Raw genomic sequence first — 15590 nt, forward strand, 5'->3', positions numbered from 1 at the left:
CCCAACAGCACATCAACATCTTTCTGAACATCTCACTTGTATTTATGCGTTACAAAAACTGACGTGGCTGAATACCACCTTGCTCACTGGAAGCATAAGCGGCTTCTACACAAGCCATCGTATGAATGCAGTCTTCTACTGAATTATCAGGTGCATTTATACCACTTACTACCGACAACATCAATTGCTCCATGCTGCCAATAAATGCATGCGGAAACCAACTACCTTCTATTTTTCGTTCTTGCCAAACAGGCTCTTGCCCTTCTTGCAAAAACACATATTCAAAACTGTCTGCTTCGCCCCGAGGATAGTTGATGAGTGCTCCGAAATTGATCAGCACCGCTCCCTTACTGCCTTCAAACTTGATGTATGAATGCTGCTTGGGTTTGCCATAATTGTGACAGTGATTGGTGAAAATATTTCCACGAATCATATCACCAAAATCCATGATGATATTGCTGCGCACAGATGCCAGTTTTGGCATAGACGGATGCCGGGTGGATTTTGCGTAAATGGTTTGCGGATTGCCCAGCATGTGCCGGATGAGATCGATATAATGAATGCTGTGGTACAAAATTTCTACCCGTGGCGACTGCATTAAAAAATCCCATAAATGCCAGGGCGTGTACACACTCACATTGATTTCAATATCGTTGATTTCGCCCAACTGACCAGACTGCAGCATCTTCTTCACCTCGAGAATAAACGGCGCATAGCGCAGTTGAAAATTCACAGCCGCATTGAGTTTTTTTCTGCGGCAGATTTCCAAAATCTGTTGCGCTTCCTGCATGTTTTCACCCATTGGCTTTTGCAACAATACGGGTGTTCCGTCCGGAATTTGCTGCAGCAAGGGTATCAATGCAGGACCGGGTACTGCAATATCCACCACCGCATTGGTTGGCAGTTGTTGCAGCATTTCTTCGGGACACTCAAACACATGCGGTATGCCAAAGGCCGCAGCTGTAGTTTGTGCTTTTGTCAAATCAATATCACAAATGCCTTGTACGTTGAAACCTGCCAATCGATACGCCGGCAAATGCGCAGTATTGACTATGCCGCCGGCTCCAATGATGTACACGGGTAGTTGTGCGTTGGCAATATTTCGCTGATGCATCGACATGTTTATACTTTATCCTGTTGCGCCAATTCTGTTGCCCTCTGTAAGCAGCAGCACCGCAACAATTAATATCATGATGGCCACACCCAACAAGCGGATGGTTTTGCCACTGCTCTGTTTCCATTCTTTCAGCAGCAAGCCGGTAACGGTGCTCAGCAGCACCAGCAAAATCATGTGGATAGCCCAGCTGCTGAAAGCGAATTTTCCCATGCGGGTATGGCCTAGTCCGTAAAAGAAAAACTGACCATACCACAGCAAACCAGTAATGGCCGCCATGAGATAATTGGTTGTTAAAGAATGTCCTTGATTAGACGAGTACTCTCCGATTGTCTTGTGCTTGCGGTGCAGGTAAATACAATACAAAGCTGTGGTAACAAAGGCGCCGCTATTGGCAAAAATGTAAATCACGTTGCCTTGCAAATTGCCGGCACCATGCAATGCTGCTACATCTGCAATGGGCTGGCCCACACTCAAGGAATACCCGTACAATGCTGACAAAACACCAGCCAACAAACACAAGGGCAACCCTTTGGAAAATGAAAAAGAAGAACTGCTTTGCTGTACCGCTTTTTCAATGTCTTTTTCTTTACTTCTGCCAGCGAGGCCGCACACAGCAATACCTGCCGCACCAAGTCCTACACCCGACATCAGATAGCCTGCACCGTTGCCACTTAAAATATGACCGAGTTCACCACTGATAAATGGCGGCAGCAATGTACCTAACACACAACTAATACCTACTGCAATGGCATAGGTTAAAGAGAACCCAACATATCGGATGGCCATGCCAAAAGCAGTACCGCCCACACCATAACCCATACCCAGCAAATACGATTGCCACATGGGTGCAGTGGGTGCTTCTTTCAACACTAACATCAAATCGGGAATGGTGATAACGGCCACCAACAGGGGCAGCAACAACCAGCAAACAAAAGCCTGCGCCAGCCAATAGGTTTGCCAGCTCCAGCCTTTTACTTTTTTCTCTGGCGTATAGCAAAGCGAAGCGCTGGAAGCACCAATGGCATGAAACAACACTCCGTTTACAACTTCCATAGTTTTTCTTTTGCCTGCTTATTGAAATTGATAAAAATCGGCAGCATTGGCATACTTCACCATGTGCTGTTCTTCGGGTGTGAGTAATGTTTGCAGCAGCTTGTGATATTGCTGCCAGCTGTATGTATAACTGCCAGCCAGCAAACTCACCGGCCAATCGCAACCGAGCATGCAGCGTTGTACGCCAAACTGTTGCAGGGCAAAGCTTACATATGGTTCAACGGTCGCATTTGTCCAAGCATTTCCTACTTGTGCAGTGGTGCCCAAACCAGAAATTTTAGCGTAGAAGTTAGGATGCTGTGCAGCTTCCTGCATCAATTCTCCCCACTCACCAAAACGGTCAGCTGTAGCAATGGGCGGTTGATTCAGATGATCAAAAATCATTTTCAGCTGTGGCACTTTTTCGGCCACCTGCAAAGCAGTGCGTATGTGTACCGGCAAGATACCTACTACATCATAGGGTATGCCAGCATCGGCCAATAGTTGAAGGCTTTCCAACACGGTTGGCTGCAGCAACCATTGCGCATCTGGCTCGTCGTGTATCAAATGCCGTACCCCTTTGAAATAAGGATTGCTTTGGTAATGCTCCAGTGCATTTGCTGTTGCATCCGGATTGGTGAGTGGTACCCAACCAACGACGGCAGCAATCCAATTGGTTTGTGCGGCTACATGCAACATCCAATCTGTATCCTGTGTATTGTTGGCGGCTTGCACCAACACGCCATGCGTTACAGTAGCAGCTTGTCGGTCAGCGGCTATTTCATCAATGCTGTAAGTTCGGTTGAGAATAGACGTATTGCCATCCAGCCAGCTATAACTGGCTTTGCTGAAATCCCAGATATGTATATGTGTATCAGCAAGCATGGCTAATTCGTTTTTGTCAGCAGTTTAATTGGCAGGCACCAGTGCCTCATTCAATCCAAACTGATGATCAATTTCTGCATTGTGTTCGCCCAATGCCGGCGCCCCTTTTGCAGAGGTGAGTATTTGACCGTCTACCCGAATGGGGCAGCGGGTTGTTTTTACAGCCAAACCACTGCTGGTATGTACTGTCAATTCCATTTCCAACAACCGGTAACCTTCCTGCTGCACCAATGCATCGTAGTTGAATACCGGTGCACACCAAACATCGGCTTGCTCCAGTATCTGCAACCACACAGCTGTTGGTTGTGTAAGCAAATGACTGGCCAGCACTTGTTTGATTTCATCACGCTTGCTAAACCAATCCTCACTGTTGCTGTATTGCAGCAATGGCGGGCATTGCAGCAGCGTAGCCAATGCAGAAATGTTGGTCATTGCCAGCGCAATGTAACCATCATTTGTTGTATAAATACCATAGGGAGCCGCTATGTATGCATGGGCACTATTGACAGCACCACGCTGCGGCAGTTGTTGTCCATCGTTGTAAAAACAAGTGAGTACTTCAAACTGAAAATCGAGGATGCTTTCGAGCATACTTACCTGTATCAAAGCACCTTCTCCGTGTACAGCTCTGCCATACAATGCCGCTAAAATTCCTTGAGCTACATGGGTACCCGCAAGTATATCTACCACGGCTACACCCATGGGTGTAGGTCCGGCATCACTGTTGTTGCTCAACCAGGTAAGTCCCGATACTGATTGCAGCAACAAATCCTGACCGGGCAATGCAGCCCATTCACCTGTTTCACCGTAGCCATTTATTTCGGCATACACCACCGTAGGATTCAGCGATTTTACAGTTGCATAATCCAACCCGATTCGTTCCATCACGCCCGGTCTGAAGTTGTGCATCACCACATCTGCTCTGGCAATGAGTTGTTTTATTTTTTCGAGATCATCTGCATTTTTCAAATCAGCAGCATAGCTCTGCTTGTTGCGGTTGATGGCATGAAAAATAGTTGACTCACCTTCAATCACCACATCCGATACATACAATTCGCGGCAGATATCGCCAATACCGGGCCGCTCAATTTTGATAACCTGTGCACCTATATCGGCCAGGCGCAGCGAAGCTGATGGCCCCGACAAAAACTGGCTAAAATCAATCACTAATATGTCTTGCAACAGTTTCATGTATCGTTTATTTCATGGCGGCACTAAGCTCCTGCCGAATACTTTCATTGTGTGCGCCCAGTTGTGGAGCAGGTCTGTCAAACATCAATCGCTTTCCATTGATACGAATGGGACAACGGGTGGTGACGATTTGTTTATCCGCAGCCAATACAACCTGTTCCATTTGCAGGGTTTGATATGCAGCTGTTGTAGTAAGTTGCTGCCAATTGAGCACTTCCATTGCCCACAGGCCTGCATCGTGCAACATACGCAGCCAAACAGCGCTGGAATGCTGCTGTAAATGCACGGCCAATGCCGTTTTAATGGCATCCCGCTGCACAAAAGCATCTTCTTTGTGAAACGCTTGCAAGGCAAAACAACCAATGGTATCAGCCAGCACATGTATATCCATCATGGCAATGGCCATGTGCCCGTCGGCCGTTGCATAAATACCATAGGGTGCACTGAGCAACGGTTGCCCGTTGGCCACCGCACTTCGCAGCGGCTGTTGCTGTGTGGTATAATAAGTAGTGAGTAATTCAAACTGAAAATCGAGCAGTGATTCAAGCATACTCACTTCAATCAAAGCACCTTTTCCGTTTTTCTGACGGCGAATCAATGCAGCTAAAATACCTTGAACAACGTGTGCTCCGGCAATGATATCGCCAATGGAAATACCAAAGGGTACGGGTGCTTGTCCGCTATTGCCGGTAGTATAGGTCAGGCCAGACATTGCTTGCAGCAGTAAGTCTTGCCCGGGTTTATCCTTCCATGGGCCTTTCTTTCCATAGCCAGAAATTTCGGCATAAATCAACCGTGGATTGATGTGTTGTACCGATGCATAATCCAAGCCATTTTTACCCATTACTTCTGGGCGAAAATTATGGATGAGTACATCTGCTTTTGCAATCAGTTGCTTGATGCCATACAAATCATCGGCATCTTTCAGGTTTGCGGTAAAGCTTTCTTTGTTACGGTTGATGGTATGAAACAACAAAGAGTTTTCATCTACCCACAAATCTTTAATGGCCAGCTTACGGCCGGCTTCCCCTGTTCCCGGGCGTTCTATTTTGATAACTCTTGCGCCCAAGTCTGCCAATCGCAGGCCGGCACTTGGCCCCGATAAATACTGGCTAAACTCCAGCACCACTATGCCTTGCAATGGTTGTGCTGTCATACGCTTAGAGTAGTGCTGTTTTGATGAATACTTTGCCTGTATAATTCGTTCATCAACTGTAAGGCTTTTGCAGGGTCGCCATTTTCCATGAGGCAGGTGCGCAAGGGTGTGCCGGCATGATCCTGAAAATTCAGATAGCCATTGTAGCGTGGCCGCATGTATCCGTTGTCCATCACCGGAAGCACCGCATTGAAAAAGCCATTGGTCAGTTCGTTGGCGGTACCATCCGTCCATGCACTACGATGGCCGGGCTGCCCGCCATGCTGCATATACATCGTCCGTTGCATTTCGCCATCAACCATCATCTTGGCCACATCCACGGCTACAGATTTATGCTTACTAAATGCTGATACAGATAAGCCTGTGCCACCAATGGTGGTTTGTAATTGCTTGCCATTCAGCGCCACTACATCGGTATAATGCAACAGGTATTTTGCAAATCCAGCTCTGCTGTAATTGCTGTAAGCATATGCAAAAGGGCAGTACCAAAAATCGTTTGTACTACTTATGAGTTCAGCCACTGCAATGGGGTTGCAATCAAACATCCGCCTATCAACAAGACTGTACAATTGCTGCATACATTCAATTGCTTGTACACCAGTTGCGGCATCAATCACTTCGTATTCATTGGCAAAAGGCGTGGCGCCAAATGCAATACAAAAGCTGTAAAAATGCATGAGTATATCAATGGGAATGCCCGGCACAGCTACTTTTCCGGCTTTTGCCAACTGGAGTAGTTCATCCCAGGTTTGCGGCGGTTGTGGCAGCAAATCTTTGCGATAGCTGGCCGCAGGCGTAGCCGCATCTATGGGCAAAGCCCAAAGACTGCCATTGTACACATAACTTTCGTAGGAAGCGCCAACGCTGTTGTTGGCCTGGTCTTGCAAATAATCCGATGGCAGGTATTCATTGAGCGGCAGCACACAAAGTGTAGCTGCGGCACAACCTACCCAAGGATGATCGATGATGAGTAAATCGTAGGCTTCGGTAAGTTTCTCAATCGGAAAATCTGCAAACTCTTGCAGGCTGCGTTTCTTCCAGCGTATTTCAACTTCAGGATGCAATTCGCTGTAGCGCTGACTGATAGCCAGCAAGGGCGTAATGCCTCTGCTATGCCCCCAGGTGATGCCATTGAGAATGATGGAAGCCATGCTACGCTGCTTGTTTTTTTACGAGTAAAATATGTTCGCAGCGCATCACCAGTTCGTTGTGTTGGTTGAAACATTCCACCAGCTCCGTTACCAATCCTTGATCGGGGCGTTTATGGTCTTTCTTATCCTGAATGGTGACAGTCACTTTAATTGTATCATTAATGAAGACGGGCTTGATGAAACGCAGTTTTTCATAGCCGTATGTCATGGATACATCATTGATATGATCGGCTGTAAGACCTACGGCCACAGTAAAAATCAAAGTGCCGTGAGCAATGCGTTTTTTGAACGGTTGAGTTTTGCACCACTCTTCATCCATGTGGTGCGGAAAGAAATCGCCAGACTGCCCTGCATGTACCACGATGTCTGTTTCGGTAATGGTTCTGCCATAGGTATGTCGTACATCACCAATGGCAAACTCCTCAAAGTATTTCGTTATGAACATGGCAGGCGCTATCGTCTGAAAAAATAGATGTTGAAAGCCGCCGTACCGGAAATTGTTCCTTGTAATGAAAAGTGTCAATCAACACTACGTGCAACAATTCCGGCAAAGCCGAGTGGCTATGAAAGCCAGTGCTTTTCGAATATTAAAAGTAGCAGCAGCACTCCGCCGCCCAAATGGCAGGTTTTACTATAATGATGGATTATTTTACCAGCATGAGGAGCATAAAAAAAGGCTGCCCTTTTACCGGTAGCCTTGTCTGTATTGTTCAAAAATGGCCATCAATCACCAATGCCAACATTGTAGGCCCGGTCGAGATGTACATAGCCGCCATCCACATAAATCAACTGACCTGTAGTATGGCTGGATAGCGGGGAAAGCAGGAATACCGTCATGTTAGCGATTTCTTCTGCGGTGGTAAAGCGCTGCTCAAAAGGTATTTTGGAAGTAATTTCTTTCAGCTTTTCATCGCCGTTTGGCATCGACTTTATCCATTTATCGTACAAGGGCGTATAGCACTCTGCTACCACCACCGCATTTACCCGAATGGAATATTTTGCTAATTCTACCGCCCACTCACGGGTGAGTGCATTGCGGCCACCATTGCTGGCTGCATAGGCCGAAGTATTCCCCTGTCCGGTCTCTGCAGTTTTAGAAGTAATGTTGACAATACTTCCCTTCGACTTTTTCAATTCGGGCAATGCATAATGCGCCATCAGGTAGTAATGCACTACGTTTTTGTGCAGGCTTTCCATGAAACGTTTGTAATCACCATGCTCCAATCCAACACCATCATTTACCCCCGCATTATTGATGAGTCCGTCGATGCGATTGAATTGCTGCACTACAGCTTGCACGGCTTTCTCACATTCTTCTGGTTGCGACAATTCGGCGGCAACCTGCCAGCATTGTCCGCCTGCGGCAATAATTTCTTGCACCACCACTTCATTGTCTTGCGCATTGCGACCAACAATAACAGGGATAGCACCTTCACGTGCCAGCACTTCTACAATACCCTTGCCAATGCCCTTGGCGCCACCTGTTACAATTACTACTTTATTGTTGAGTTGTGTATTCATGTTCTTCCAATTTTATAGTGTGTCAATTTGATAAAAATGTTTTGCATTGCCAGCAAACACCATGGCTTGTTCTTCAGTTGAAAATCCTGCGAAATAATCTTGCACGGTTTGTAACCACTTATCGTAAGCAGCTGCTACCAAACACACGGGCCAATCGCTGCCAAACATGCAACGGCTGGTGCCAAATGCCCGCACCACGGTGTCGATGTAAGGATGTAAATCAGCAGCAGACCATTTTCGCCAATCTGCTTCCGTTACCATGCCGCTGATTTTGCAATACACATTGGTATGTGCCGCCAACGCTTTCATACCAGATGCCCATTCGCCTATCAAACCTTGCTTTATGTAAGGCTTAGCCAAATGATCGATAACAAAACGCTGTTCAGGAAACTGCTGCACCAACTGCAGTGCGGCAGGCAAATGTTGCGGAAAAATGAGGATATCATAAGCAAAGCCATGAGCTTGCAACTGCGCTATACCATTTACAAATGAGGGCTGCAACATGAAAGATGGTTCTTCGCCCTGCAGTACATGCCGGAACCCTTTGAGCTTTGAAAATTGTGCATAATGCTGCAAGCGTTCAGCCAACTGCGGACTGCGTAAATCAACCCAGCCAACAACGCCTGCAATAAAAGGATTCTCATCAGCCAGTTGTAACAACCAGTCAGTTTCTTGTTCTGTTTGGTCGGCCTGCACCGCTATGCTGGCAGCAACACCATTGGCTGCCAAAACAGGTTGCAAATCGGCAGGCAAAAAATCTTGTCGAATCACCGCCATATCGTCGTTGATCCACGCATAGTTTACCGGATCGTATTTCCAATAATGCTGGTGTGTATCTATGATGGTCATAAGGCGGTGTTGAGGTCAAATATTTTGTGCATGAGCAACCACTTTTCGCCGGGCTTTGCAGTAGGCAATGCCTGTTGATATTGCCACATCAGCGTTTCCCACTCCTGTACTTTTTCGTTGGCTGCATCTGCGGCTGCTTTTGCTGCAAACGAAAAATCATCGTTGGTCTCCATAATCATAAACAACCGGTTTTCTATGCGGTAAATTTCCATAGATACTATACCAGCCGATACAATGGAAGCTTGTATTTCGGGCCAAATGCGCTGATGATATTGCTCGTATTCAGCAATCAACACCGGATCATTTTTTAAATCGACAGCAAGGCAATAGCGTTTCATACACATGGCTTTAATGACCCGCTGCCGATACCGCGACAGCTTTGTTTTTAAACTGCGTAAAGGCAAACCAACCCACCACAACAAAACAGATAAGCGGCACGATATACGCCAATTGAATATTACCATTGTTGGCGTCGCTTACCTGCCCCATGAGCACCGGAAATATAGCGCCGCCAATGATGGCCATTACAATAAACGAAGAAGCAATTTTACTTTCCTCACCCAAGCCATCGATGCCCAAAGCAAAAATGGTAGGGAACATGATGGACATAAAGAAAGGCACCGCTACCATAGCATAAACGGCAGCATTTCCTTTGGTAACGATAGCCACCGCCAGCAAGGCTATGCTGATAGCTGCATAGGCTGCCAATAATTGCGCAGGGCGAATAAACCGCATTAAAAAAGTACCTACAAAACGGCCCGCCATAAAACCCACCATTGCAATACTGCCCCACATAAATGCTGCTTCTTTTTCACCCAGGTTCATAGTGTATTTGGAAAAGCGGATAAAAAAACTACCAACGCACACCTGAGCACCTACATAAAAAAACTGCGCTATTACTGCATTGCGAAAATGCATGTGGCGAAATACTCTTGTAGAAAATTCGGAGCCGGCATCAGCACTGTGCGTTTCTTTTATTTCAGGCAGTTTTACAAAGGCAAACAACAATAAAATCAATAGCACAACAGCTCCGATTACGATGTAAGGAAGCTTGATAGTGCCAGCTTCAAAACTGAGGTATTGCTGCAACTGATCTGGTGTCATTTGTTGCAGTTCAGTTTCGCTGTGCTCAATGCCACTCAGGATAAATTTACCACCAATGAGTGGCGCAATAAACGCACCCACACCATTGAATGATTGCGCCAAATTCAATCGGCTGGCTGCGGTAGCAGCATCACCCAATTTGGTGATGTAAGGATTGGCGACAGTTTCTAAAAAAGTAGCACCACTGGCCATGACAAACAACGCTGCCAAAAAGAACCCATAGCTGCGGGTACTTGCTGCAGGCACAAATAAAAAGGCACCGGCACAATACAAAGCCAGGCCCAACTGTATGCCTTTTTTGTAGCCCTTTTTATGCATGTACCAACCCGCTGGCAGGGCTATTAAAAAATAACCCAACGAAACAGACGAATCAATAAAGGCACTCTCTGTATCAGTAAGGGTACAGGCCTTTTTGAGGTGCGGTATCAATATGGGATTGATGTTGTGCAGAAAAGCCCACAGAAAAAACAGGCTCGTTACCATGATAAAAGCGACGAGGTACTGTTGCTTGTTGTTGGTTGTCATATTGTGCAATCGTTGTGAGCTGAAATTAAGCGGGTTTACTGAAAGCCACGACTGTTTGCGTGGAAGTGCCGAGACCATCAATACCTAACTCCATCACATCACCGGGCTTCAGGTACACTTGCGGATTCATGCCCAATCCCACACCAGCCGGAGTACCGGTGGAAATAATATCGCCGGGCAACAGCGTCATAAATTGGCTGACGTAACTAATCAAAAAAGGCACGTTGAAAATGAGATTGGCTGTTGTTCCATCTTGCATCGTCTTGCCATTCAGCTTCAACCACAGGCGCAGGTTGTGTACATCAGCTACTTCATCTTTGGTAACCAACCATGGGCCAAGTGGTGCGAAAGTATCGCAGCCCTTTCCCTTATCCCAGGTACCGCTCCGCTCCAGCTGAAACGCTCGTTCACTGATATCGTTGTGCAGGCAATAACCGGCTACATAATCCATCGCTTCGCTTTCTTCCACATAAGATGCTTTCTTACCAATGACAATAGCGAGTTCCACTTCCCAATCCGTTTTAACCGAATTGCGTGGTATCATCACCGCATCGTTGGGGCCTACAATAGCCGTGGTTGATTTAAAGAAAATCACCGGTTCGGCTGGTGGTGTGGCACCGGTTTCTTTGGCATGGTCGCTGTAGTTGAGACCAATGCATACAATTTTAGAAGGACGCTGCACCGGGCAGCCCAAACGCTCTACAGGAGTTGCAGGCAGCGCATTGCCAGCTACTGCAGCTGCAAGTTTTGCTAAGCCATCATTGGCAAAAAAGACCTCATCATAATCAGCAGTAATGGATGATGCGTCGTAATAAGTTTCGCCAATGAGTACACCGGGTTTTTCTTGTCCGGCTTGGCCGTATCTGATAAGTTTCATATTGATGCTTGGTTGTGATTGATTAGTTATTCAAATTGATAAAGCCACCGTCGATGGGGTAATCGCAGCCTGTAATAAAACCAGCTTCCTGACTACATAAATACAAAGCCAGATGTGCTACTTCATCGGTAGTGCCCATACGGCCAATGGGTTGACTCTTTGATAATTTATCGAACATTTCAGCTTCTCGGCCAGGATAGTTTTTAGCAATGAAACCATCCACAAATGGTGTATGTACTCTGGCAGGAGAAATACAATTGCAGCGGATGTTGTGTGCCAGATAATCACGGGCTGTACTGAGTGTCATGCCAAGCACTGCACCCTTGCTCATGCTGTAAGCAAACCGATCGGTAATGCCCACCCATGCTGCAATAGAGCACATGTTGAGAATGACTCCTCCTTGCGGTTGTGCTTTCATCACCGGCAGTACTTCGTGCAAACAGTTGTACACGCCTTTTACGTTGATGGAATATACACGGTCAAAGTCTTGTTCGCTGGTACTATCCGCTGTGCCCACATGAGCTACACCAGCGTTGTTGACCAAAATATCGATACTGCCTGCAGTGGCTTGCACTTGTGCTACGGCTGCTTTTACTTCTTGTTGATTACTAATGTTGAGTATCACTGCATCGGCTTGTCCACCGGCTGCCTGAATCTCCGCCACTGCCAGAGCGGCGCCCTGCGCATCAATATCGAAAATGAACACCCTTGCTCCCTGGCGGGCAAACAAACCTGCAATGGCTTTACCAATACCACTGCCACCCCCGGTAACAATGCCAACTTTATTGTTCAGCTGAAACATAACGACTCTTTATTTATGCTTTAATTTTCTTCCTTCCATTTCGTTAGCGGCCAGTAAAAATGCGCCCAATCCTTTGGGATCATTTACAATCACTGGTTCACTCATGTAATACTCAAAACTACCATCGCGATAGTTGCCACTACCGCCCAGTCCCGACACTTTTACAGTGCCATGCAAATTGTATCGACCGTTCTCCAATTTGATAAACTGTGTCACCAATCCCTGATACCCTTTTTCGGCCATCGCCATTTTACTTTTTGGTAAATATCCTTTGCGAACGCCTTTGGCAATGGCATACACAAATTGAGAAGAAGCGGATGCTTCAAAATAGTTGCGTTCTTTTCCCGGGCCATTGTAGTGCAGTACATCGTACCACAAACCCGTGGTTGCATCTTGCTCTTTTTCGATGGCATTTATCAAACGGTTGAGAATAGCTATGAGCTTAGCACGACCGGGATGTTTTGCGGGAATAAAGTCCAAAGCATCAACAATAGCATCCGCATACCAGCCCATTGCACGGGCCCAAAAATGCGGCGACTTCCCAGTTTCTTTATTGGCCCAGCGTTGTTGCTTGCTTTCGTCCCAAGCATGGTATAGCAAGCCCGTAGCTGAATCCCGTGCATGGTTTTCCATCCATACAAACTGGTTCACTACGTCATCATAATCTTTGGCATCGCCAAACATGGAAATGTATTCTGCATAAAACGGAGCACCCATGTACAAACCATCGAGCCACATTTGATAGGGGTACACTTTTTTATGCCAAAAGCCCCCTTCGTTAGTGCGTGGATGGGTTCGCAATTGGTCCCGCAAATGATGCGCCGCAATGCGATATTTTTCCTCTTTGGTTTCCTTGTACAACAGCAGCACCAGCTTGCCATTGTTTACATGATCAATATTGTATTCAGTGAGTTCGTAGCCTTTAATGCTACCGTCGGGTTGAATAAACCAATCCATTTTTGCCTTGATGGCTTGCAGGTATTTGGCATCGCCTGTTTGGCGCCACAGGCCTTCAAAACCTTTGAGCACAACGCCCATATCGTACGACCACTTGGTTTGACTGCCCACCGGAATCGAATCCTTCCAGATATCCAACACGGTATTGGCCATTACCACATTCCACTGTTGTTGTTGCTGTTGGGCATTGGCAGTGGAAGCCCACAACATTACCAGCAGGAAGCTCCATTTCATCCATTTTTTCATTGGCAAAAGCTTTTCGGCCCGAAATATAGCGCATTCCGCCAGCGGAACCACCCTGAGGCATGAAGGTAAATTCATGCAATCGTTGACGTAAAGACTTTGCTATTGCCGGTCTGCAACAACTTGAAGCATCGCTTTTTCCCCATCCTGTCCCTGCTTTAGCATAGCCGACAAACGCACACCCGTAATCGAAAGATTTTTAAATGGAAAAAGTTCGTCGTTTGAAAATACATCTCCGCTTTTCTTCCACAGCATCAGCGATACCAACCAGCGACCATCTTCAGCAGCAGGTATTTGTGTAGCAGCATTAATGACCGAACTGTTGCTTGCCTGCGGATGCATTCCCACGGCTTTTCGTACTTCCATGTTAGCCCAACCTTGCACATTTACCAATGCCAACTGATACACACCATTATCAATGATGAGCACTTCATACCCTTTTACTTTTCTGCGGGTTTCAGAAATTGTTTTTCCGGCAACCTGTGGCAGTGCATAATGCCCCAACCTTATGTTGGCAATGGTGTCGCTACTGATATAATCAGCCCGTAAAATACCATTGGGCAATGGCATATCTGTAAGTTGAAAACGGGTACGGTTATGTGTTTCCTGTACTGCAGTGCGGTAATACATGCCTTCTTTAAACTGCTGATAGGTAAACAATCGCAATGGCTCCCATTCCTCTTTGGCATTTCTGATTACATAGTTCATGGCCACAGTTCCATTGCTGCTATCTGCCTGCCACGGAAAAGCGCTGTTGTACGACAAACGGTTATAGTTTTCGCTGGCCCGGAATGGTTCATTGGCGCCAATGGCTTTTACATGGCACCAGGCCCTTACTTCAGATGCGCCAATATTGGTATAGTTCGTCACCAATATATGAGCGGTATCCTGCAACTGGTTGTACACCTGATTGGGCTTGAAAGTATTTTCCCATGCACCTTCATTTTCTTTTGCCGTCCAAAAAGGGTTGTCATCAGGAATGAGCAATGCAAAAAAAGCTTTGCCCATCCAATACACACTTCCGCGGCAACTGTACGACTGCACTGCTGGTTCAAATACTCCATAAAAACCAAGCGTTGGTACTTCATCTTTTAGAAATTCGGGATGCTGCAAAAACTGCAACATCACACCGGAGCTTATTCTGCGCATCCAACCATAATTGATGGATGGATCTTTCAGAAAGCCCATCAATGGCATGGGTATCATGGAAGCAATACGATAGCTGATACTTCTCCCCCACATAATCATTTCGCCATTGCGGCTAAACATGTTGGGGTATGTGTTTTTTAAATCGGAGAAGTGAGCAATGAATTGCTTTGCATAAGCAGGATAGTATTTCCTGCCCAAATATTCCGACCACAGCATACCGTACATCTGAAATGCCCACATGCTATAATAATCATAAGCCGGATTATCATTGTACCAGCCATCGCCACGATAATGTGCCAATGATTTATCGAGGTATTCCATCAGTAATTTTTCATTGACAGCATAGCCTTTGTCTTTGAAAAAACTCAACACAAAAATGTTGAAGAACTTCCAGTTGCTGGGCACTGTAGGGCCATCGGCATAGCTAAGCATGGTGGCGGCCAAAGCATTTTTGGTAGCAGGCGTAAGTGGCTCCCACAACACTTCCGGCGCTACAACCAGCGACATAGACAATGCACCAAACTCTACCAAATTTTGATGTGGACCACCGTTGATCGCCCTGTGCTTAATGAATGTTGCGGCATTCGAATCGACCAGCAATGCAATTTGATGGCGGTAATAATCAGCAACTGCAATGCCATTTAACGACAGTGAAGGATTGTCTTTGAGCAATGGCGCAGCAATAAACAAAGTGCGGCACAAGCCTTCCAATTTTTCTGTTGGCACTTGTGCAGGTGTACGAGGATAACTCTTACCGGGCTGCTTAGGGAACTGCATCGGATCATCCAGCGAATGAACATAACTGAAAGCACCTTTCAACAAGTACATGGCTGCATCTTTCCAGTGCTTCTTTGTCATGCCTGTATGAGGACTCAATGTAAAATCGGGATTGGTCACTGTAAATACATTTGACTGCGCCACAGCCACATTCACCAAGAGTATACCTGCCATCAGAGTGACAGCAAGAGTTACATATTTATTTTTAATACCAGTTTTCATATCGCATTCTTTATTCAATCCTCATTTCCAAT

The 15590-nt window shown here is 46.3% G+C and carries 15 protein-coding genes; all 15 read right to left on the bottom strand.

Features of this window, described 5'->3' with window-relative positions; all coding sequences use genetic code 11:
- Positions 1-49 precede the first annotated feature (49 nt).
- The 15 genes from V7Q13_RS14770 to V7Q13_RS14840 all read right to left on the bottom strand — a co-directional run bounded on the left by V7Q13_RS14770 (position 50) and on the right by V7Q13_RS14840 (position 15510).
- Positions 50-1120, bottom strand: a complete 1071-nt coding sequence (locus V7Q13_RS14770; protein ID WP_333801438.1) for a Gfo/Idh/MocA family protein — start codon at positions 1118-1120, stop codon at positions 50-52.
- A 9-nt stretch (positions 1121-1129) separates the two neighbouring features.
- Positions 1130-2170, bottom strand: coding sequence for an L-rhamnose/proton symporter RhaT (locus tag V7Q13_RS14775; RefSeq protein WP_333801439.1), 1041 nt, complete (start codon positions 2168-2170; stop codon positions 1130-1132).
- A gap of 18 nt (positions 2171-2188) precedes the next feature.
- Positions 2189-3034, bottom strand: a complete 846-nt coding sequence (locus tag V7Q13_RS14780) for an amidohydrolase family protein (protein WP_333801440.1) — start codon at positions 3032-3034, stop codon at positions 2189-2191.
- Positions 3035-3058: 24 nt separating this feature from the next.
- Positions 3059-4225, bottom strand: a complete 1167-nt coding sequence (locus V7Q13_RS14785; protein ID WP_333801441.1) for a CaiB/BaiF CoA transferase family protein — start codon at positions 4223-4225, stop codon at positions 3059-3061.
- 7 nt (positions 4226-4232) lie between these two features.
- Positions 4233-5381: a CaiB/BaiF CoA transferase family protein gene (locus V7Q13_RS14790; protein WP_333801442.1), complete on the bottom strand. Its 1149-nt coding sequence runs from the start codon at positions 5379-5381 to the stop codon at positions 4233-4235.
- On the bottom strand, positions 5378-6532 hold the full coding sequence (locus V7Q13_RS14795; RefSeq protein ID WP_333801443.1) for an extracellular solute-binding protein: 1155 nt from the start codon (positions 6530-6532) through the stop codon (positions 5378-5380). Before V7Q13_RS14795 ends, V7Q13_RS14790 begins: the two co-directional genes overlap by 4 nt.
- Before the next feature lies 1 nt (position 6533).
- Positions 6534-6977 (bottom strand): MaoC family dehydratase, encoded by a 444-nt coding sequence (locus V7Q13_RS14800; protein ID WP_333801444.1) that lies wholly within the window; start codon positions 6975-6977, stop codon positions 6534-6536.
- Positions 6978-7255: 278 nt separating this feature from the next.
- Positions 7256-8053, bottom strand: a complete 798-nt coding sequence (locus V7Q13_RS14805) for an SDR family oxidoreductase (protein WP_333801445.1) — start codon at positions 8051-8053, stop codon at positions 7256-7258.
- Between the two features lie 12 nt (positions 8054-8065).
- A complete protein-coding gene (locus V7Q13_RS14810; RefSeq protein ID WP_333801446.1) occupies positions 8066-8902 on the bottom strand; it encodes an amidohydrolase family protein in 837 nt (278 codons plus the stop codon).
- Entirely contained in the window at positions 8899-9240 is a 342-nt protein-coding gene (locus V7Q13_RS14815; protein ID WP_333801447.1) for an L-rhamnose mutarotase, read from the bottom strand. Before V7Q13_RS14815 ends, V7Q13_RS14810 begins: the two co-directional genes overlap by 4 nt.
- 10 nt (positions 9241-9250) lie before the next feature.
- Positions 9251-10531 carry an L-fucose:H+ symporter permease gene (fucP, locus tag V7Q13_RS14820; RefSeq protein ID WP_333801448.1) on the bottom strand — a complete coding sequence of 427 codons (1281 nt, stop codon included), beginning with the start codon at positions 10529-10531 and terminating at the stop codon, positions 9251-9253.
- 25 nt (positions 10532-10556) lie between these two features.
- Complete coding sequence (locus tag V7Q13_RS14825) at positions 10557-11408, bottom strand: fumarylacetoacetate hydrolase family protein (RefSeq protein WP_333801449.1); 852 nt, start codon at positions 11406-11408, stop codon at positions 10557-10559.
- A 22-nt stretch (positions 11409-11430) separates the two neighbouring features.
- The gene (locus V7Q13_RS14830) at positions 11431-12210 is read right to left on the bottom strand and encodes an SDR family NAD(P)-dependent oxidoreductase (RefSeq protein ID WP_333801450.1); all 780 of its coding nucleotides are present in this window, start codon (positions 12208-12210) and stop codon (positions 11431-11433) included.
- A gap of 9 nt (positions 12211-12219) precedes the next feature.
- Entirely contained in the window at positions 12220-13413 is a 1194-nt protein-coding gene (locus V7Q13_RS14835) for a glycoside hydrolase family 88/105 protein (protein ID WP_333801451.1), read from the bottom strand.
- A gap of 99 nt (positions 13414-13512) precedes the next feature.
- The gene (locus V7Q13_RS14840) at positions 13513-15510 is read right to left on the bottom strand and encodes a DUF2264 domain-containing protein (RefSeq protein ID WP_333801452.1); all 1998 of its coding nucleotides are present in this window, start codon (positions 15508-15510) and stop codon (positions 13513-13515) included.
- Between the last annotated feature and the right edge of the window lie 80 nt (positions 15511-15590).

This window comes from Phnomibacter sp. (genome assembly GCF_036803085.1).
GTDB lineage: Bacteria > Bacteroidota > Bacteroidia > Chitinophagales > Chitinophagaceae > Phnomibacter.